Source organism: Kitasatospora sp. NPDC053057, assembly GCF_044546945.1.
GTDB lineage: Bacteria > Actinomycetota > Actinomycetes > Streptomycetales > Streptomycetaceae > Kitasatospora.
In genome coordinates, this window is the sequence record NZ_JBITZP010000001.1 from 37,810 (window position 1) to 57,825 (window position 20,016).

The following is a 20,016-nucleotide window of genomic DNA, read 5'->3' on the forward strand; positions in this document are numbered from 1 at the left end:
GCTGATCCGTGCCCCCGGGCACGAGACCGAGGGGAAGACCTTTTCCGTGCCCAGTGATGTGGTGTCCGAGTTCTTCCGGGCCGCCCGTGCCAGAGCGGACGCGAGCGCCGTCATCGACAACGGCCGGCCCGTCTCCTACGCCGAACTGGCCGCCGAAGTCACCGCCTGGGCGCGGGCGTTGGCCGATGACCCGGGAACCGGCGCGGTCGCCGTACCCGCCGTCCACTCCGTGCGCACCATCGCGGCGGCGCTGGGAGTGATGGCCGCGGGCCGCGCCTACCTCCCGGTCGACCCGGCGTTCCCCGACCAGCGGCAGGCCATGATGCTGGCGGGCGCGGGCTGCGACACCGTCCTGCGGACCGCCGCCGGCACGCTCGGCGCGACGGACGGCCGGACCGTCCTGGAACCACCGGTAGCCGGCGGCGACCCGGACTGGACCACGGCGCCGGACCAGGAGGCCGTCGCCTACATCCTGTTCACCTCGGGCTCGACCGGTGCGCCCAAGCCCGTCGAGGTGCCGCACCGGGCGATCGGCGCCGTCACCGCCTCGCTTCGGGAGCTGTTCGACGTCACCCCGGAGAGCCGGGTGCTCCAGTTCGCCTCGCTGAACTGGGACACCTGCTTCGAGGAGATCCTGCCCACCCTCACCGGGGCCGCCACCCTGGTCATCGACGGGGACGCCCACGGCGGCTCCTTCCCGCGGATGCTGCGGATGCTGGAGCGCGAGGCCGTGACGACGGTCGACCTGCCGACCGCCTACTGGCACGAGCTGGTCCGGCACCTGGAGGAGGACGGCGGCACCCTGCCGCCCTCGCTGCACACCGTGATCATCGGCGGCGAGCCGGTCGACCCCGGGCGACTGGCCGCCTGGCGCGCCGCGGACACCGCGGGCGTCCGGCTGGTCAACACCTACGGCTGCACCGAGACGGCGCTGATCACCCACGCAGTGGACCTGTACGGCCCCCGGACCTCCGCGGACATCGCCGCCCGCACCGGCGCTCCCATCGGCCGCCCGCTGCCGCACGTGCGCCAGCTGTTCGAACCCTGGCAGGACGGTGCCGAGGACGGCCCCGAGGACAGCGGCATCGCGGAACTCCTCGTCGCCGGCCCCTCCATCGCCGCCGGCTACCGCGGCAGCCCCGAGCTCACCGCGGCCCGCTTCGTGGAGCGCCGGATCGGCGAGGAGACCGTCCGCTGCTTCCGCACCGGCGACCTGGTGCGCGAGCTGCCGGAGGGCAACCTCGGCATCCAGGGCCGGGCCGACCGCCAGCTGAAGGTGCGGGGCGTCCGGCTGGACCCCTCCGAGATCGAGCACGAGCTGACCGCGCACCCCGAGGTCGCCGCCTCCGCGGTGTGCGGCACCGAGGCCGCCGGGCGCACCATCCTCGCCGCGCACATCGTGCCCGGCACCGGGGCCGACCCGGCGAGCCTGCCCGACCGGGTGCTGGCCGACCTGCGGAGGCGGCTGCCCGCGCACCTCATCCCCACCCGGCTCGTCGTGGTCGACGAGCTGCCGTACACCACCAGCGGGAAGGTCGACTACCCCGCCCTGCTGCGCAACCACCCCTCCTGAGCACCTGAGCACCTGAGCACCTCTGCAACTGAGCACCTCAGCACCCACGGATCAGTACCTACGGAGCGAATCGATGAGCACAGTCCCGATCCACAAGGTCATCGACCTGTTCGAAACCGTCCTGGAGGGCGGCAGCCTGGACGCCGACTCGAACTTCTTCACGGCCGGCGGGGACTCGCTGCTCGCCACCCGGGTGATCGGCAAGGTGGCCCGCGAGTTCGACGTGGAGCTCACCTTCGCGGAGTTCTCGCAGGCCCCCACGCCGAGCGAGCTGCAGGCCCTGATCAACGAGCAGCTGGCATCGGACGCCCGTTGAGCAGCAGCAACCTCAGCAGCGACGCCAACAGCGACGTCATCGTGGTCGGCGCCGGGCTGGCCGGACTGACGGCCGCCGCCGATCTGGAGGCGCACGGGCTGACCGTCACCGTGCTGGAGGCCCGCGACCGGGTCGGCGGGCGGACCACCGGCGTCGAGGTCGCCCCCGGCATCCGGGCCGACGGCGGCGCCGCCTACCTGGGCGACCGCCACACCGACCTGCTGGCCCTGATGGCCGCGCTGGGCCTGTCCACCACGGCCACCGGCATGACGGGTGCGAGCGTCTTCCGGATCGGCGGCGCCGTCCACCGGCTGGACACCCGCGTCCCCCCGCTCAGCGCCGTCGGCCTCGGTGAACTCTTCGACGAGCTCGCCGACTTGAGCGCGGCGGTGGACGTCCAGCGGCCCTGGGAGACCCCCGACGCGGACCGGCTGGACCACCTCACCGCCGAGCAGTGGGCGCAGCAGCGGCTGCGCCACCCCGATGCCCGCACCTTCTTCCGGCTGTTCGTCGGCGAGACCCTGGCGGCCGACCCGGCCGACCTGTCCGCCCTGCACCTCGGCTTCTACCTGAAGGCGGGCGGCGGGCTGCGCTACCTGAACGCCTTCGAGGGCGGAGCCCAGCAGTGGCGGGTCGAGGGCGGTTCGCACCGGATCAGCGAGGCGCTCGCCGCCCGGCTGGCCGCCCCGGTGCGGACCGGCGAGCCGGTGCGCCGGGTCGTCCAGGGCGACAGCAGGGTCGAAGTCACCACCGACCGGGGCGAGTTCACGGCGCGCGCCGCCGTGGTCGCGATCCCCCCGCTGCTCGCCCAGGAGCTCGGGTACCGACCGGCCCTGCCCCGGCCGCGCGCCCTGGACCGGATGGCCCCGGCCCGTACGGTCAAGGTGCACCTGGTCTACCCGGAGCCGATCTGGCGGCGCCACGGGCTGTCCGGCTGGTCGATGTGCGAGGAGGGGCCGATCACCTCCACCGTGGACGACAGTCCGGCCGACGACTCGGTCGGGGTGCTCACCGGCTTCGTCACCGGCCGGGAGGCGAGCGTGCTCTCCGCCCTGCCCCCGGCCGAGCGGGAGGCCGCGTTGCTGGCGCAACTGCGGGTGCTGTTCCCGGAGTTACCCGAGGCGTCGGCCGTCCACCTGACCGACTGGGTGGCCGAGGAGTACAGCCGGGGCTGCTTCGCCGCGCTGATGGGCCCCGGGGACTGGGTGGAGCGCGGCCGGGAGCTGCGCACCGCGCACGACCGGGTGTTCTGGGCGGGCACCGAGACCGCCACGGACTTCTTCGGGCTGATGGAGGGCGCCGTCCGCTCCGGTCACCGGGTGGGAGCCGAGGTGCTGGAGGCGCTGAAGTGAGCGGCACCCTCTGGGCGTTCAGCGATCTGCACGTCAACCACCCGCTGAACCGGCAGCTGGTGGAGGGGCTCCGCCCGGAGTCCGACCAGGACTGGCTGATCGTGGCGGGCGACGTCAGCGAGACGGTGGCCGAGGTCGAACGGACCCTGGAGCTGCTGAGCCGGCGCTTCGCCAAGGTGCTCTGGGCGCCGGGCAACCACGAGCTGTGGACGCCCGCGGGGGACCCGTGCACGCTGCGCGGCGAGGAGCGCTACCGGCACCTGGTGGAGCTGTGCCGAGGCCTGGGCGTCGTCACGCCGGAGGACCCGTACCCGGTGTGGCAGGGGGCGGACGGCCCGGCCGTGCTGGCGCCGCTGTTCCTGCTCTACGACTACACCTTCCGGCCCAAGGGCGCCGCCACCAAGGAGGAGGCGCTGGCGGTGGCGCACGAGGCCGGGGTGGTGTGCAGCGACGAGTTCATGCTGCACCCCGACCCGTACCCGAGCCGGGACGCCTGGTGCCGGGCCCGGGTGGCCGCGACCGAACACCGGCTGAGCACCGAACTCGGCGACCTGCCCTCGGTGTTGATCAACCACTTCCCGCTGCTCCGGCAGCCGACCAACCTGCTGACCCACCCCGAGTTCGCCCAGTGGTGCGGGACCGAGCTCACCGCCGACTGGCACCTGCGCTTCCGGGCCCGGGCGGTGGTCTACGGGCACCTGCACATCCCGCGCACCACCCACCATGACGGCGTCAGGTTCGAAGAGGTGTCCATCGGATACCCGCGGGAGCAGCGCCGCCGCGGCGGGCTGATCCGGGGCGTGCTGCGGCAGGTGCTGCCGACGCCGCCGGACCCCGACCGCTGGTGACCCGCGCCGCCACGAATTCCTGATCGCCTCCGAACAAGCTGAACACCCGAGAACAGAGGTGGCTTTCGCATGCCCGAAAACCGTGCCCCCGAAGACCGTGAGCGGCCGCCCGCCGAGCCGCAGGAGCCCATCGCCATCATCGGCATGGGCCTGCGATTCCCCGGAGAGAACAACACCCCGGAGGAGTTCGCGCGATTCCTGGCGGCCGGCGGATCCGGAATCACGCCCATTCCGGACGACCGGTGGAACACCGCCGAGTACTTCGACCCGGACGGCGCCCCCGGCAAGATCCGCACCTCGGCGGGCGGATTCCTGCAGCAGATCGACCAGTTCGACCCGGTCTTCTTCAACATCTCGCCGAAGGAGGCCCGCTACCTGGACCCGCAGCAGCGTCTGGTGCTCGAAGTGGCCTGGGAGGCACTGGAGTCGGCGAACATCGACCCGGCGGCCGTCCCCGAGGGCAACGGCGGCGTGTACATCGGCGCGAGCACCGTGGACTACGTGATCGCGGTCGACGGCATCCCCGAGCCGGAGCTGGAGGCGCCGATCGGGCCCGGCACCGCGCAGAGCGCGATCTCCGGCCGGCTCTCCTACTTCCTGGGCTGGTACGGCCCCTGCATGACGGTGGACACCGCCTGCTCCTCCTCGCTGACCGCGCTGCACCTCGCTGCGCAGGGCCTGCGCCGTGGCGAGTGCGACCTCGCGCTGGCCGGCGGGGTCAACGCGATCCACGACCCGCGCAACCACATCGTCTTCAGCCAGTCGAACATGCTGGCCCCCGACGGCCGTTGCAAGACCTTCGACGACAGCGCGGACGGCTACGGCCGCAGCGAGGGCTGCGGCGTGGTGGTGCTGAAGCGGCTCTCGGACGCCCGGCGGGACGGCGACACCGTGCTCGGCCTGATCCGGGGCACCGCGGTGCGCCAGGACGGCCCGAGCGGCGGGCTGACCGTCCCCAACGGCCCGGCGCAGAGCAAGGTGATCCGCGCCGCGCTCGGCGACGCCGGCCTGACCCCGGGCGACGTGCAGTACGTCGAGGCGCACGGCACCGGCACCCCGCTCGGCGACCCGATCGAAGTGGGCGCCATCAACGCGGTGTTCGGCCCGTCCCGCACCGCCGAGGACCCGATCGTGATCGGCTCCGCCAAGACCAACATCGGCCACATGGAGGCCGCGGCCGGAATGGGCGGCGTCATCAAGACGGTGCTCCAGATGCGCGAGCGGGCGTTCTTCCCGCACATCAACCTGGACACGCCCAACAAGCACATCCCGTGGGGCCGTTACAAGGTGACCGTCCCGACCGAGGGCCGGTCCTGGCCCGCCGAGGTGCGCCGGGCCGTGGTCAACTCCTTCGGCTTCGCCGGCACGATCGCCTCCGTGGTGCTGGAGCAGGCCCCGGCGGCCCCCGCCCCGGAGGGGCCTGAACTCTCCGACGAGGGTGGCCTGTTCACCCTCTCCGCGAAGAGCGACGGCGCGCTGCGGCGCCAGCTGGAGCGCTACCGCGAGCACCTGGAGCAGCACCCGGACGTCTCGCTCGCCGACCTCTGCTACACCAGCAACGTCGGCCGCGGCCACCTCGGGCTGCGCTTCGCCCGCTCGGTCGCCTCGACCGCCGAGCTAAGGGCCGCGCTGGACGCCCGGCTGGAGGCCGCCGCCCAGACCGAGCCGCGCCCGGCCAAGGTCGCCTTCCTGTTCACCGGCCAGGGCTCCCAGTACCCCGGGATGGGCCGCGCGCTGTACCAGCGCTTCCCGGTCTTCCGGGCCCAACTCGACGCCTGCGACGCGCTGTTCGCCGAACCGCTGGGCCGCTCCGTCCGTGAGCTGGTGCTCGGCGGGGCGCCGGACGCCGAGGTCGTCAACGAGACCCGCTACACCCAGCCCGCGCTGTTCGCCTTCGAGTACGCGCTGGCCCAGCAGTGGATCGCCCTCGGCGTGAAGCCGGGCGTGCTGCTCGGCCACAGCATCGGCGAGATCGTCGCCGCCACCCTGGCCGGGCTGTTCACCCTGGAGGACGCCGTCACCGTGGTGGCCGCCCGGGGCCGGCTGATGCAGGCGGTCTCGGCGCCCGGCGGCATGGTCTCGGTGCGCGCTTCGGAGGCCGAGGTCGCCCCGCTGATCGACGGCTACGACGACGTGAGCTTCGGCGCGATCAACGCCCCCACCATGTGCGTGGTCTCGGGCGGCTCCGCCTCCCTGACGAAGATCACCGCCGAGCTGGCCGAGCGCGGCATCGAGGCCAAGCCGCTGCAGGTCTCGCACGCGTTCCACTCCCCGCTGATGACCGAGGTGTTCGAGGAGTTCCGCGAGGTCCTGGAGGGCATCGAGTTCCACCAGCCGCGGCTGAGCTTCGTCTCCAACCTCACCGGCCGGATCGCCGAGTTCGAGGAGGTCGCCACCCCCGAGTACTGGATCCGGCACATCGGCGAGCCGGTGAACTTCGTCGCGGGCGTGCGCTGCGTCCAGGACCGCGGCCGGCACCTGTTCCTGGAGGTCGGCCCGTCCGGCGCGCTCACCGCCCTGGCCAAGCAGTGCGGCGACGCCTCCGCGCACCTGTGGGCCTCCAGCGCCCACCCCAAGGCCACCGACACCGGCCCGTTCCGCACCGCGGTGCTCCAGGCCTACGAGTCGGGCCTGCCGCTCGACTGGGAGGAGTACCACCGCGGCCGGCCCGGCCGCAAGATCGCCCTGCCCACCTACGCCTTCGACCGCAAGCGCTACTGGCTGCCGGTGCGCCCCGGCGGCCGCGCCGCCACCGCCGCGGCCGCGCACCACCCGCTGCTCGGCCGCGAGGTCAGCACTCCGGAGCAACGGGCCGACGGTGTACGGGAGTTCCGCACCGACCTGGGCGCGCTGGCCCCCGGCTACCTGGTCGACCACCAGGTCATGGGGCAGGTCATCTTCCCCGGCGCGGGCTATGTCGAGATGCTGTTCGCCGCCCAGGAGGCGGTCTGCGGCGAGACCGGGCGCCCGCTGCGGGACCTGCGGATCCTGGAGCCGCTCTTCCTCACCGAGGAGACCACCACCGACGTCCGGATCCGGGTCCGCCCGGCCGGGTCCGGTGCGTACGCCGTGGAGATCGTCAGCCTGGTGACCGGCAAGGGCGAGACCATCGAACGCCGGCACGCCACCGGCGTGCTGGACGCCCGTTCCGAGCGGGACGCGGCGCTGCTCGCGGTCGCCGAGGAGCTGGCGGCCGTCGCGGGGAAGCCCGCGGCGCCCGGCCCGGTGCGCCACGGCGACGACCTCTACGCCGAGTTCGCCGACCTCGGCCTCGCCTACGGCCCCGAGTTCCAGCGGATCCGGCGGGCCGCCGTGCAGGACGGCTGCGCGGTCGGCGAGCTGCGCGGCATCGACACCCCGCCGCTGGAGCACCTGCCGGCGTTCGTCCTCGACAACGCCATGCAGACCCTGCTCACCCTCACCGGCTCCGGCGACACCTACCTGCCGGTCGGCTTCGACGGGGTGCAGCTCTACCGCAAGCCCAAGGGCGAGCGGCTGCGTAGCGTGGTCCGGATGCTCCCGGGCGAGGGCGGCGACGGGGACACCGCCGACCTGCTGGTCCTGGACGGCGAACTGCCCGTCTTCGCGGTCTCCGGACTGCGCCTGGTCCGGGTGGCCAACACCGCCGAGGCCCGTCAGTTCTTCCACGAGCCGCGCTGGATCAAGCGCTCGCTGCCCGCGAAGGCGCTCGGCGACAGCGCCCACCGGGTACTGCTGGTGAACGGCGGCGGCGCCGCCCCCGAGACGCCCGGCCTGACCGTGCACACCGCGGCGGACGCGGCGGCGGCCGAGCGCCTGCTCGCCGAGCGCACCGACCTCACCGACCTGGTGTGGGTCTGGCAGCCGCGCTCCGGCCTGGACGAGCTGGCCCGGCTGCGCGCCGAGTGCGAGCACAACTACCGCGAACTGCTCGCCCTGGTCGGTGGGCTGGAGCGGATCGGGTTCCGCAAGGAGCTGCGGATCTGGCTGGTCACCGAGGGCGGCCAGTGGCTGCGCGGCGACCGGCCGGACGAGCGGTCGGCGGACGCCCTGGCCGCCGGAACGCTCTGGGGCTTCGGCCGGGTGCTGCTGAACGAGTACCCGCTGTACCGGGTCACCCTGGTGGACCTCGAACCGGGCGGCGCGGGCCTGGACCCGCTCTGGGACGAGATCGCCGCCGCGGACTCCGGCTCCGGCGAGTTCCAGATCGCCTACCGCGCCGACGGCCGCCACGTGCACCGGCTGCAGCCGGTCGCGGGCAAGGCCGAGCGGGAGCGCAACTTCGAGCTGACCATCACCGACTACGGGCAGTTCGGCAACGTCAAGCCCGTCCCGGTCGAGGACGCCGAGCCGGTCGGCGACGAGGTGCAGGTCCGGGTGCACGCGGCCGGCCTCAACTTCAAGGACGTGCTCAACGCGCTCGGCATGCTGCGCGAGTACGCCCTCGACCAAGGCCTGGAGCACACCGCCCTGCCGCTCGGCTTCGAGGCCGCGGGTACCGTCGTCGCGGCCGGCCCGGACGCCGAGTTCGGGATCGGCGACGAGGTGGTGCTCAGCCACCTCGGCTGCATGCGGCGCCGGGTCAACGTCTCCTCCAAGGCCGTGGTGCGCAAGCCCGCCGGCCTGGACTTCACGGCCGCGGCGGGCCTGCCGGCCGCGTTCGTCACCGCCTGGTACTCGCTGCACGACCTGGCCGGGATCAAGCCCGGCGACCGGGTGCTGATCCACGCCGCGGCCGGCGGCGTCGGCCAGGCCGCCGTGCAGATCGCCCGCCAGGCGGGCGCCGAGGTGTTCGCCACCGCCAGCCCGCGCAAGTGGGAGCTGCTGCGGGCCCAGGGCGTGGAGCACGTGATGAACTCCCGCACCCTGGACTTCGCCGACGAGATCCTCCGGCTGACCGACGGCCAGGGCGTCGACATCGTCCTGAACAGCCTGAACAAGGACTTCGTGGACGCCGGGGTGCGCGCCCTCGGGCAGGACGGCCGGTTCGTCGAGATGGGCAAGATCGGCATCTGGTCCCCGGAGCGGATGCGGGCCGAGCGCCCGGACGTCTCGTACTTCAACTTCGACCTCAGCGAACTGCCCGAGGCCGAGTTCACCCGCCTCAACAAGCAGATCCTGACCACCGTCATGGACGGCATCACCGCCGGCGAGCTGGCCCCGCTGCCGACCACCGGGTACACCCTCGACGAGGTCGAGGAGGCCTTCGGCGTCCTCAGCCGCGGTGCCAACGTCGGAAAGCTGGTGCTCGACTTCGTCGACGAGCGGGACCGCCCCGAGGAGCCGGTGCGGATCGTCCCGGAGGAGACCTACCTGATCACCGGCGGACTGGGCGCGCTCGGCGTGCTGACCGCCCGCAGGCTCGCCGACTCCGGCGCCCGCCACCTGGCCCTGGTCAGCCGGCGTGCCGTCCCCGATGAGCAGATCGCCGAACTGGCCGCCGAACTCGGCGAGCGGGCCGGCGAGCCGGTCCACGTGCGGGTGCTGCGCGGCGACGTGGCGGTGGCCGAGGACGTCGAGCGGATCATGTCCGCGCTGCGGGAGGGCGGCGTCCCGCTCGGAGGCGTGCTGCACACCGCCGGCGTGCTCTCCGACGCCCCCGTGTCGGGGCAGAGCTGGGAGAGCTTCGAGACCGTCCTCGCCGCCAAGGTGTACGGGACGTGGCTGCTGCACCGGGCGGTCGCCGAGCTGCCGGGCGTGCGGTTCTTCGTCGGCTACTCCTCCGTCACCTCGGTGCTCGGCACTGCCGGGCAGAGCAACTACGCGGCCGGCAACGCCTTCATCGACCTGCTGATGCGCTGGCGCACCGAGCACGGCCTGCCCGGCCTGAGCGTCAACTGGGGCCCGTGGGGCGAGGTCGGCATGGCCGCGCGCCTTGGCGAGCAGCAGATCCGCGGCCTGGAGGAGCGCGGCTTCTCGTTCATCCGCAACGCCGAGGGCATGCGCGCCCTGCTGCAGTCGATGGCCCGCCCGCAGCCGCAGGTGATCGCCTGCCAGTTCGACTGGGGCAAGTACGTGGCCGGGCTGGCACAGCCCAACTCCCTGTTCGCCCAGGTCGCCCAGGGCGACGGCGCCGTCCGGCGGACCCTGGACCTGGACGCGCTGCTCGGCATGGCCAAGGCGGACCGGGAGGCGGAGATCAACGAGTTCGTCCGGGCCAAGGTGGCCGAGGTGCTGTACTTCGACTCCCCGGACGACCTGCCCGCGAACCCCCGGTTCGTCGAGCTGGGGCTCGACTCGCTGGTCGCCGTGGAGCTGAAGAACGGCCTGGAGGCCGCACTCCAGGTGCCGCTGTCCGCCTCGATGCTGTTCGACTACCCGTCGATCGGGGCGATGGTCGAGTACCTCTCCGCCCAGCTGGTGCCGGACGGCGCGCCCGAGGCGGCCGACACGGCCGACACGGCCGCCACCGGCCCGGCGGACGTGGCCGAGCTCAGCGACGCCGAGGCCGACGCCGAACTCGCCGCACTGCGCGAGTTCACCCTCTGAGTCCCGCCTCCCCCCGGGCCCGCCGAGCGCGGCGGGCCCGGGGCCCGTACGGACCACGCACACGACCAAGGGCGGTACCGCGGTGACCGGCTACATCGACCATCTGCAAACACTCTCCAAGCAGCAGCTGCTCGTGCTGCTGGCCCGCAAGCGCCTGGAGGAGACCGAGGGCATCGCCGTGGTCGGCATGGGCTGCCGGTTCCCCGGCGGCATCGACGACCCGGCCGCCCTCTGGCAGCTGCTCCGCACCGGCGGCACGGTGCCCACCGCCGGGGTCGGCATCCCGAACGACAGCCTGGGGCGGCCCCGCTGGAACACCACGGCGCCCGACCTCGCCCCGCTCGCCGAGCTGCTGCGCAGCGGCGGCTACCTCGACGCGGTGGACCTCTTCGACGCCGAGCGCTTCGGCATCCCGGCCGCCGAGGCCCTGCACCTGGACCCGCAGCAGCGGCTGCTGCTGGAGGTCACCGCGCGGGCGCTCGCCGACGCGGGCCTCACCCTCCAGGAGGTCCGCGGCCGCCGGATCGGGGTCTTCGTCGGCGTCGGCGCGATGGAGTACCACCTGGCCCGGCTGCGCAACGGGCTCCCGGCCGACGGCATCTCCCCGTACGAGGCCACCGGCGCCACCCCGAGCGCCGCCGCGGGCCGGCTGTCGGTGGCGCTGGGCGTCAACGGCCCGGCCCTGAGCCTCGACACCGCCTGCTCCACCGGACTGACCGCCACCCACCTCGCCGCCCAGGCGCTGCGCTCCGGCGAGTGCGACCTCGCCCTGGTCGGCGCGGCCAACCTGCTGCTGTCCCCGCTGACCTCGGGCGTGCTGGAGCGGGCGGGCATGCTCTCGCCCACCGGCCGCAGCCGCCCGTTCGCCGCGGACGCGGACGGCTACGTACGGTCCGAGGGCGCCGGCGTCCTGGTGCTCAAGCGGCACCGCGACGCGGCGGCGGACCGGGACCGGGTGTACGCGCTGGTCCGGGGCACCGCGATCCACCAGCACGGCGACCGCCCCTCGCTCACCCTGCCCTCCGGCCTCGGCCAGCGGGCGGTGATCAAGCGGGCCCTGGAGCAGTCCCACCTGGAGGCCCACCAGGTGCAGTTCGTGGAGGCCCACGCCAACGGAATCCCGCTCGGCGCGGCCGTGGAGGCCGAGTCCACCGCCCAGGCGTACGGCCGGGCCTCGGCGGACACCCCGCCGCTGTACCTCGGCTCCTGCAAGGCCAACCTCGGCTACCTGGAGTTCGCCTCCGGGATCGCCGCCCTGATGAAGACCGCGCTCGCGCTCTCGCACGGCGAGATCCCGCCACACCCCGGAGCGGACCGGCTCGACCCGGCGATCCCCTGGCAGCAGCTCGGGCTCCGGTTCTGCGACCGGCCCACCCCGTGGCCGCAGGCCTCCCGGCGGATCGCCGGGGTGAGCGCCTTCGGTTTCACCGGGACCAACGCCCACCTCCTGATGGAGCACGACCCCAAGAGCGCGTCCTCCGGCCCCGGCAACGCTGCCGCACCCGGCGCCCCCGGGAGCAGGCACTGGTCCGACGACCACAGCTGGCGATGACGCCGGCCACCCACGCCCCCAGTGAACGGAACGACTGATCCGTATGACTGTTCAGCAGCCTTCCGCCGCCACCGACACGGCCGAGCCGGCCGACGACCGGCTCCCGCAGCCGTACGAGTACCGCAGGACCCCGCTGACCGAGCCGGACTGGCGCCGCTTCCCCGGCTGGCGGGACGTCACCGAGGCGCAGTGGCGCGACGCCCAGTGGCAGCGCGCCCACTGCGTCAAGAACGCCGCCCAGCTCCGGGCCGTCACCGGGGACCTCCTCCAGGACCGCTTCCACCTCGAACTGGACGCGGACCAACGGCAGTTCGCGACGATGTCGATGCTGCTGCCGCCGCACATGCTCAACACCATGGCCCCCGACGCCCGGCTGACCCCGGAGGCCTTCACCGACGCCTTCCTGGCCGACCCCGTCCGCAACTACATGCTGCCCGTCCGCTCCGACCGCGACCCCGAGTGGCCCAGCCACCCGCGCGCCGAACGGGACTCGCTGCACGAGTCGGAGATGTGGGCGGTCGAGGGGCTCACCCACCGCTACCCGACCAAGGTGCTGGCCGAACTCGTCGCCACCTGCCCGCAGTACTGCGGCCACTGCACCCGGATGGACCTGGTCGGCAACTCCACCCCGCAGTTCACCAAGACCCGGCTCACGCTGCGCCCGGTCGACCGGCAGCAGCAGATGATCGACTACCTCAGCCGCACCCCCGAGGTCCGCGACGTGGTGGTCTCGGGCGGCGACGTCGCCAACGTCCCCTGGCCGCAGCTGGAGTCCTTCCTGATGCGGCTGCTGGACCTCGACAGCGTCCGGGACATCCGGCTGGCCTCCAAGGCACTGATCGGCCTGCCCCAGCACTGGCTGCAGCCGCGGGTGGTCGAGGGCCTGGAGCGGGTCGCCCGCACCGCCGAACGGCGCGGGGTCAACCTGGCCCTCCACACCCACGCCAACCACGCCCAGTCGATCACCCCGCTCGCCGCCGAGGCGGCCCGCACCGCCCTGGCCGTCGGGGTGCGCGACGTCCGCAACCAGGGCGTGCTGATGGCGGGCGTCAACGACTCGACAACCGCCCTGCTCGACCTGTGCTTCGCCCTCCAGGGCGAGGCCGGCATCCTGCCGTACTACTTCTACCTCTGCGACATGATCCCCAACTCCGAGCACTGGCGCGTCTCGCTGGCCCACGCCAAGCGGCTGCAGAGCTCGATCCTCGGCTACCTGCCCGGCTACGCGACCCCGCGGGTGGTCTGCGACGTCCCGTACGTCGGCAAGCGCTGGGTGCACCAGGCCGACGAGTACGACGAGGAGCGCGGTATCTCCTACTGGTCGAAGAACTACCGGGTCGGCGGCGAGGACGAGCCCCACGGGGACGCGGCCAGGCGGGAGTTCGTCTACTACGACCCGATCGCCACGCTCCCGCGCAGCGGCCGGGAGTGGTGGCGCAAGCAGCAGGAGGCGGAGCGCCCGGCCGGCTCCTGACCCCGGTACGACACCCGGTGCCCGGTGCCCGGTCCTTCTCGACACCCGAGGGGGACCGGGCACCGCCGCGTTTCCGGCCCGGACCCGCCCGGCGCAACCCCCCTTGTCGACTCCTTCTGATCGCCTTTCGACGCTCGGGGGCCGATCGAGGTCGCGTGGAAGGTGGTTGGAAAGCGCACCGGACGTCCTGGCGGGCGCCCTGCTGGGCAGCTCCTGCGCGGGGGTCGTGCTCGCCGCGGGCCGGCGGCGGGTGGCGGGTCAGGGCCGGTCCGTCACCATCAGGGGAGGGCGTCGACGTCGATCGCGGCCAGCCGCTCCGGGTCCAGCAGCAGGTGGACCCGGCTGATCCGGCCCGCCCGGACGGCGAGGCCCAGCACCGCGGTCGGCACGCCGTCCCGGGTGACCAGGGCGCCGGGGGAGCCGTTGACCAGTACCGCGGTGAACGCCGGTCCGCCCTGGCAGAGCGTCACGGTGCGCTCCGCCACCTCGTGGGCGCCGCGGATCGGGTGCCAGCCGTCCGCGTGCAGTTCGGCCTCCGGTTCCAGGAGGGCCGCCGGCGCCGCCGGGTCGCCGTCCAGCACCGCCGCGCAGAAGGCGTCGACCAGTCTGCGGCGGGCGGCCGGGCTGCCCTCGCCGTCCGCCTCGCGCGCCTCCTGCACCCGGTGGCGGGCCTGCTCGGTGAGCTTGCGGGTGACCGCCGTGGTCCGCTCCAGAGCGGTCGCGATCTGGTCGACGTGCAGCCGCAACAGGTCGTGCAGCACGAAGGCGACCCGCTCGGCGGGAGCCAGCGCGTCCAGCGCGACCAGCAGGGCGAGGCCGACCGGGGCACTCGCCGACTCCCCGCCGGACGGCTCCGGTTCGACGACCACATCCGGCAGCCGCGGCCCCGGTTGCCCCGTCCGCGCGACCAGCCGGTTCAGGCAGACCCGGCTGGTCACCACGGCCAGCCAGCCGGCCAGGTCCGCCACCTCCTCCGGATTGATCCGCCCGAGCCTGGCCCAGGCCTCCCGCACGGCCTCCTCGGCCTCGGCGTGCGAGCCCAGCAGCGGGTAGGCGAGGGCGCGCATCCGCGGCCGGAGGTACTCGAACTGGCCTGCCTGCCGCTCGTGGTCGGGCACGGTCACACTCCTCGGTCCCGGGGGCGCGCGTCGTCGTGGGTGGACCTTACTCGGAGATCCCGGTTGATCACACCGGGTGGCACCACCGAAATCCGCGGCGATCCGGCGGGGTGTCCGGCCGCGGAAGCGGGCGTGGCGCCGGGTGCTCCTCGTGGTGGTCGCCGTGCTGGCCGTCGCGGGCGCGGCGGGTGCGGTGGCGATCCACCGGATGACCACCGGGAAGGGCTTCCCGTCGTCGAGCTCGATATGGACGAGGTCGGCCCGCCCGTTCAGTGCTGAGCAGCTGAGCGGCCGGCCGTGGCCGGGGGTGGGCCCAGCCCCACCCCCGGTGGGGGTGCAGCTGGATTCTGCCGCCGTTCCGCCGTCCCTAGATTCGATCACGAGCCGCCCGGAGCGGGGCGGGCGTGAGGATCGGGATCGGGGAGGACGTCGTGCGGGGAAGGGCGCAGTCGGGGCAGGGGGCCCGGCCGGAGGTGGACGCGAGCGCGCCCGCGCTGCGGCTGGCGGGGCTGCGGAAGCGGTTCGGGGCGCACACCGCCGTGGACGGGGTGGACCTGGTGGTGCCGAGCGGTTCGTTCTACGGGCTGGTCGGCCCCAACGGCGCGGGCAAGACCACCTCGCTGTCGATGGCTGTCGGCCTGCTGCGGCCGGACGCCGGGACTTCGGCGGTCTTCGGGGTCGACGTGTGGAGCGACCCGGTACGGGCCAAAGCCCTGGCCGGGGTGCTGCCGGACGGCATGATGCTGCCCGAGCGGCTCACCGGCCCCGAACTGCTGCACTACCTGGGCCGGTTGCGCGGCCTGCCGGCCGCCACGGTGGACGCCCGGGCCGAGGAGCTGCTGGCCGTACTGGAGCTGGACGAGGCCGGGCACACCCCGGTGATCGACTACTCCACCGGGATGCGCAAGAAGATCGGCCTGGCCACCGCCCTGCTGCACGCCCCCCGGCTGCTGGTGCTGGACGAGCCGTTCGAGGCCGTCGACCCGGTGTCCGCGGCGACCATCCGGGTCATCCTGAAGCGCTTCGTCGCCTCCGGCGGCTCGGTGGTGTTCTCAAGCCACGTGATGGCCCTGGTCGAGCAGCTCTGCGACCACGTCGGCGTGATCGCCGCGGGCCGGGCGCTGGCGGCCGGCCCGGTGGACGAGGTGCGCGCCGGGCGCGGGCTGGAGGAGGTCTTCGTCGAGCTGGTCGGTGCCCGTACCGGTGGGGAGGAGGGGTTGTCGTGGTTGGCGTCCTGAACCGCACTGCCGCCCAGAAACCGGCCGGCGTCCTGAACCCGGCCGGCGCCCTGAACCTCGTCGCCGTCCTGACCGGGATGAAGCTGGCCGTCCTGCGCCGGTCGATGTCCGGCCCCCGGGCCGCGAGCCTGATCACCGGGGGAGTGTGCGGCGCTCTGGCGGCGGTCGGCACCGCCCTGCTGGGTCTGGTGGACTTCCCCGCCCCCGAGGTCGGGGTCGGCACGATCGCCCTGGTGCTGCTGGCCTGGAGCGTCGGCTGGGCGGTCGGCCCGACCCTCACCGGCGGCGACCCGACCCTGCGACTGTCCTACTTCACGCTGGTGCCGCAGCCCCCGCGCCGGCTCGCCCTCGGCCTGCTGGCCGCCTCGTTCGTCGGCATCACCCCGCTGGTCGGCCTGATCGCCTTCTCGGTGCTGATCGTCTTCGGCGCCGGGCTGGGCCTGCTGCCCGCGCTGGTCGCCGTCCCCGCCACACTGCTCCAACTGCTGCTCGTCGTGGTACTCGCCAAGCTGAGCCTGCAGTGCCTCGGCAGCGTCGCCCGCTCACGGCTCGGCTGGGAACTGTCCGCGCTGCTGGCCGGGCTGGTCTGCGGGTTCCTCAACACCGGCTGGTTCGGTCTCGCCTTCTTCTTCGAACTGTTGAGCGGCCACTGGGCGCCCGTGATCGGCACGGTCGTACGCGCTCTGCCCTCCGGCTGGTCGGTGGTCGCCGTGGACGCCGCCCGGCGCTCCGACTGGGCCCTGGCCGGCGCCTGCCTCGGCGGGCTGCTCGCCCTCTGCGCGGTGCTCTTCGCCGCCTGGACCGCCCTGCTCTCCCGCCGGCTGGTGCGCGGAACGGCCGGCGGGGGCCGGGCCACCGCCCGCCGGGGCGCCCGACTGCGGGCCGTCCCGGACGGTCCCGGGGGCGCCGTCCTCGGCAAGGAGCTGCGCCTGTGGGTGCGGGACCCGCGCCGCGCCCGCTTCCTGCGGATCGCGCTGTGGACCGGCCTGTTCACCGGCCTGCTGCCGATGCTCGGCGGCTTCTCCACCGTGCTGCCGTGGACCGGCGTCGTCCTCGCGCTGTACGCCGGCGCGCTCGGCTCCAGCCTGTACGGCCTGGACGCCGGCGCCCTGTGGCTGACCCTGGTCGCCCCTGGCGCCGAGCGGATCGACGTCCGGGCCCGGCAGTGGGCCTGGTTGCTGGTCGTCGGCCCGGCCGCCCTGCTGCTCACCGTGGCCGCGACCCTCGCCGTCCCGAACGGCTGGGCCTGGCCGTGGCTGCTCGCCACCCTGCCCGCCGTGCTCGGCGCCGGGGCGGGCCTGACCCCGCTGATGTCCCTGCTCGGCCCCACCCCGTTCCCGGACCTGCCCGGCGGCAACCCGCTGGACGGTTTCAGCGACGAGAGCGGCGACCAGGTCCGGATGCAGAGCCTGGCCGTGCTGCTGCTCCAGCTCGCCGCCGCCCTGCCCGCCGGCGGCGTCGTGCTGGCCGGCACCCTGCTGCACAGTGCGCCGCTGCGGTGGACGGGGACGGCGGCCGGCCTGGGCACCGGGCTGCTGTACGCCTGGTGGCTGGGCCGGGCGGCCCGGCGCCGGCTGGAGACCCGGGGCCCGGAGCTGCTCGACGTGATGCGCAAGGGCGTGCGGCGGGTGACGGCGCCGGCCCGCTCACCGGAGGAGCAGGAGGAGCAGGACCTGCTGGACGGCCTCTCCCGCCGCCGCACCGCGCTGGCCGGACTGCTGGTGACGGTCGGGGTGCTGAGCGCCGCCCCGCAGGGCGGGGTGGCGCTGGGGATGTCGCTCCTCGCGCCGGCGAACCGGAGCTGGTTCCTGGCCCTGTACCTGCCGCCGGGCTGGCAGGTGCCGGTGGCGGCGGGGTTCATCCTGCTGGGCGCGGTCTGCTTCTTCGGGGTGTACCGGCTGATCCGCGCCAAGCACGCCGCCGCCCAGGAGTAGGCCGAGCGGGCCCGAGCAGGCCGAGCGGGCCCGAGCAGGCCGAGCGGGCCCGCTGCCATCATGATCGTCCAGCATCCGGCACCAGCCAGCATCCGACCCGACCCCGGAGGTCCCGTGAGCACCCCGCAGTCCCGAGGCGCCGAGGCGCTGCGCACCGCCGTACGGGCGCTCGGGCGCCTCGCCGTCCTCACGCTCCTCATCCCGGTCGGGGCGGCGCTGGCCGTCCTCTACCTGACCTCGTTCCTGCTCTGGGCCTGCCTCGGGATGTTCCCGCTGTTCCCGGCGGTGACCCGGGTGGTCCGCTCCGCCGCCGGTGCCGCCCGGTGGGCCGCCGGCCACTGGTCGCAGGTGCCCGTACCGGTGCCGTACGTGCCGCGCCCGGCGCTGGAGCGCACCCTGCACGGCTGGTTCTGGACCGGCCACGACTACCACAAGAGCCGCTGGTTCGCGGCCTTCGCCCGCACCCTGCGCTGGCTCTGGAACGACCCGGCGACCTGGCGCGACGCCGGCTGGCTCCTCGCCGACCCGCTGGTCGGGGGCGCCATCGCGGCCGCGCCCCCGCTGCTGGTCGGCTACGGCCTGTACGGGCTCGCGCAGCCCGTCCTGCCCCAACCCGGCTTCGGCTACGGCCTGTTGCCGCTGCCAGGCCTCCTCGGCCCGCTCCTCGGACTCGTCCTCGTCCCCGCCGGGCTCGCCCTCGCCCAGCCGGCCCTGCACCTGCACGGCCGGTGGACCCGCACCCTGCTCGGCCCCACCGAACGCTCCCGGCTCGCCCAGCGGGTCGAGCAGCTCACCGAGATCCGGCTGGACGCCACCGAGGCCCAGGCCGCCGAACTGCGCCGGATCGAACGGGATCTGCACGACGGCGCCCAGGCCCGGCTGGTCGCGGTCAGCCTGCGGCTCGGCGCGGTCGTCCCGTTGATCGACCGCGATCCGGAGAAGGCGAAGCAGGTGGTGACGGACGCCCAGGAGAACGTCACCCAGGCCCTGCAGGAACTGCGCGACCTGGTGCGCGGCATCCACCCGCCGGTGCTCGCCGAACGCGGCCTCGCCGAGGGGGTACGGGCGCTCGCGCTGGACGTGCCGCTGAAGGTCGAGGTACGGACCGAACTGCCCGGCCGGGCCGAGGCCCCGGTGGAGTCGGCGCTGTACTTCGCCGTCAGCGAGGCGCTCACCAACGCGGTCAAGCACGGCGACGCCCGGCACGCCACGGTGGAACTCACCCACGCCGCCGGACTGCTGCGCGCCGAGGTGGCCGACGACGGCCGGGGCGGCGCCGACCTCGCCGGCGGCAGCGGCCTGCGGGGCATCCGGCGCAGGCTGGCGGTGTTCGACGGTACGCTCACGCTGACCAGCCCCCCGGGGGGCCCGACCAGGCTGATCATGGAGTTGCCGTGCGCGTTGTCCTCGCCGAGGACCTCGTCCTGCTGAGGGACGGACTGGAACTACTGCTGAGCGCCCACGGCCACGACATCGTCGCCGCCGTGGAGAGCGGGCCCGAACTGGCCGCCGCCCTCGCCGAACACCGCCCGGACATCGCCGTGGTCGACGTCCGCCTGCCCCCCACCTACTCCGACGAGGGCCTCCAGGTCGCACTCGCCGCCCGCCGAGCACAGCCCGGCCTGCCCGTCCTGGTCCTCTCCCAGCACGTCGAACAGCTCTACGCGCGCGAACTGATCGCCGGCGGCGCCGGCGGCGTCGGCTACCTGCTCAAGGACCGGGTCTCCAAGGCCGACCAGTTCGTGGACGCCGTCCACACCGTCGCCGCCGGCGGCACCGTCATGGACCCCCAGGTCATCACCCGCCTCCTCGCCCGCAACGCCTACGACGAGCCGCTCGCGATGCTGACCCCACGCGAACGCGACGTCCTCGCGATGATGGCCGAGGGCCGCTCCAACGCCGCCATCGCCCAACGCCTCCACTTCAGCGAGGGCGCGGTCAGCAAGCACACCTCCAACATCTTCGCCAAACTCGCCCTCGGCGCCTCCGACGACGACAACCGCCGCGTCCTCGCCGTCCTCGCCTACCTGGACGGGACCCGCCAGGCATAGGAAGTCGGCCGGTCCGACTTCCTATGCCGGGGGCTTCGCGGCTGCGGGGGTGGTTGGCTGCTTCCCGGGGCCGGGTGGGTGGGGGCGTCGGT

Annotated in this window: 12 protein-coding genes; 11 read left to right on the forward strand and 1 reads right to left on the reverse strand. The window is 74.0% G+C overall.

Features of this window, described 5'->3' with window-relative positions:
• The first annotated feature begins 46 nt into the window (after positions 1–46).
• From ACIG5E_RS00190 to ACIG5E_RS00220, 7 genes are all read left to right on the forward strand, one after another.
• On the forward strand, positions 47–1,573 hold the full coding sequence (locus tag ACIG5E_RS00190) for an amino acid adenylation domain-containing protein (RefSeq protein ID WP_396530485.1): 1,527 nt from the start codon (positions 47–49) through the stop codon (positions 1,571–1,573).
• 73 nt (positions 1,574–1,646) lie between these two features.
• Positions 1,647–1,889 carry a phosphopantetheine-binding protein gene (locus tag ACIG5E_RS00195; protein WP_396530486.1) on the forward strand — a complete coding sequence of 81 codons (243 nt, stop codon included), beginning with the start codon at positions 1,647–1,649 and terminating at the stop codon, positions 1,887–1,889.
• On the forward strand, positions 1,886–3,241 hold the full coding sequence (locus tag ACIG5E_RS00200; protein WP_396530487.1) for a flavin monoamine oxidase family protein: 1,356 nt from the start codon (positions 1,886–1,888) through the stop codon (positions 3,239–3,241). Before ACIG5E_RS00195 ends, ACIG5E_RS00200 begins: the two co-directional genes overlap by 4 nt.
• Positions 3,238–4,089, forward strand: a complete 852-nt coding sequence (locus tag ACIG5E_RS00205; protein ID WP_396530488.1) for a metallophosphoesterase family protein — start codon at positions 3,238–3,240, stop codon at positions 4,087–4,089. Before ACIG5E_RS00200 ends, ACIG5E_RS00205 begins: the two co-directional genes overlap by 4 nt.
• A 69-nt stretch (positions 4,090–4,158) precedes the next feature.
• Entirely contained in the window at positions 4,159–10,557 is a 6,399-nt protein-coding gene (locus ACIG5E_RS00210; protein WP_396530489.1) for an SDR family NAD(P)-dependent oxidoreductase, read from the forward strand.
• A gap of 82 nt (positions 10,558–10,639) precedes the next feature.
• Positions 10,640–12,109, forward strand: a complete 1,470-nt coding sequence (locus ACIG5E_RS00215) for a polyketide synthase (protein ID WP_396530491.1) — start codon at positions 10,640–10,642, stop codon at positions 12,107–12,109.
• Positions 12,110–12,152: 43 nt separating this feature from the next.
• Positions 12,153–13,583 carry a KamA family radical SAM protein gene (locus ACIG5E_RS00220; protein ID WP_396530492.1) on the forward strand — a complete coding sequence of 477 codons (1,431 nt, stop codon included), beginning with the start codon at positions 12,153–12,155 and terminating at the stop codon, positions 13,581–13,583.
• A gap of 278 nt (positions 13,584–13,861) precedes the next feature.
• Here the strand turns inward: ACIG5E_RS00220 and ACIG5E_RS00225 are convergent, their stop codons facing one another.
• The gene (locus ACIG5E_RS00225; RefSeq protein ID WP_396530493.1) at positions 13,862–14,701 is read right to left on the reverse strand and encodes a sigma factor; all 840 of its coding nucleotides are present in this window, start codon (positions 14,699–14,701) and stop codon (positions 13,862–13,864) included.
• 473 nt (positions 14,702–15,174) lie between these two features.
• Here ACIG5E_RS00225 and ACIG5E_RS00230 point away from each other — a divergent pair, with 473 nt between their 5' ends.
• From ACIG5E_RS00230 to ACIG5E_RS00245, 4 genes are all read left to right on the forward strand, one after another.
• Positions 15,175–15,939 carry an ABC transporter ATP-binding protein gene (locus tag ACIG5E_RS00230; protein ID WP_396530990.1) on the forward strand — a complete coding sequence of 255 codons (765 nt, stop codon included), beginning with the start codon at positions 15,175–15,177 and terminating at the stop codon, positions 15,937–15,939.
• Positions 15,924–17,873: a hypothetical protein gene (locus ACIG5E_RS00235; RefSeq protein WP_396530494.1), complete on the forward strand. Its 1,950-nt coding sequence runs from the start codon at positions 15,924–15,926 to the stop codon at positions 17,871–17,873. The genes ACIG5E_RS00230 and ACIG5E_RS00235 overlap by 16 nt, the downstream gene beginning before the upstream one ends.
• Positions 17,874–17,987: 114 nt before the next feature.
• The gene (locus ACIG5E_RS00240; protein WP_396530495.1) at positions 17,988–19,304 is read left to right on the forward strand and encodes a sensor histidine kinase; all 1,317 of its coding nucleotides are present in this window, start codon (positions 17,988–17,990) and stop codon (positions 19,302–19,304) included.
• Positions 19,268–19,924 (forward strand): LuxR C-terminal-related transcriptional regulator, encoded by a 657-nt coding sequence (locus tag ACIG5E_RS00245; protein ID WP_396530496.1) that lies wholly within the window; start codon positions 19,268–19,270, stop codon positions 19,922–19,924. Before ACIG5E_RS00240 ends, ACIG5E_RS00245 begins: the two co-directional genes overlap by 37 nt.
• Positions 19,925–20,016: the final 92 nt, after the last annotated feature.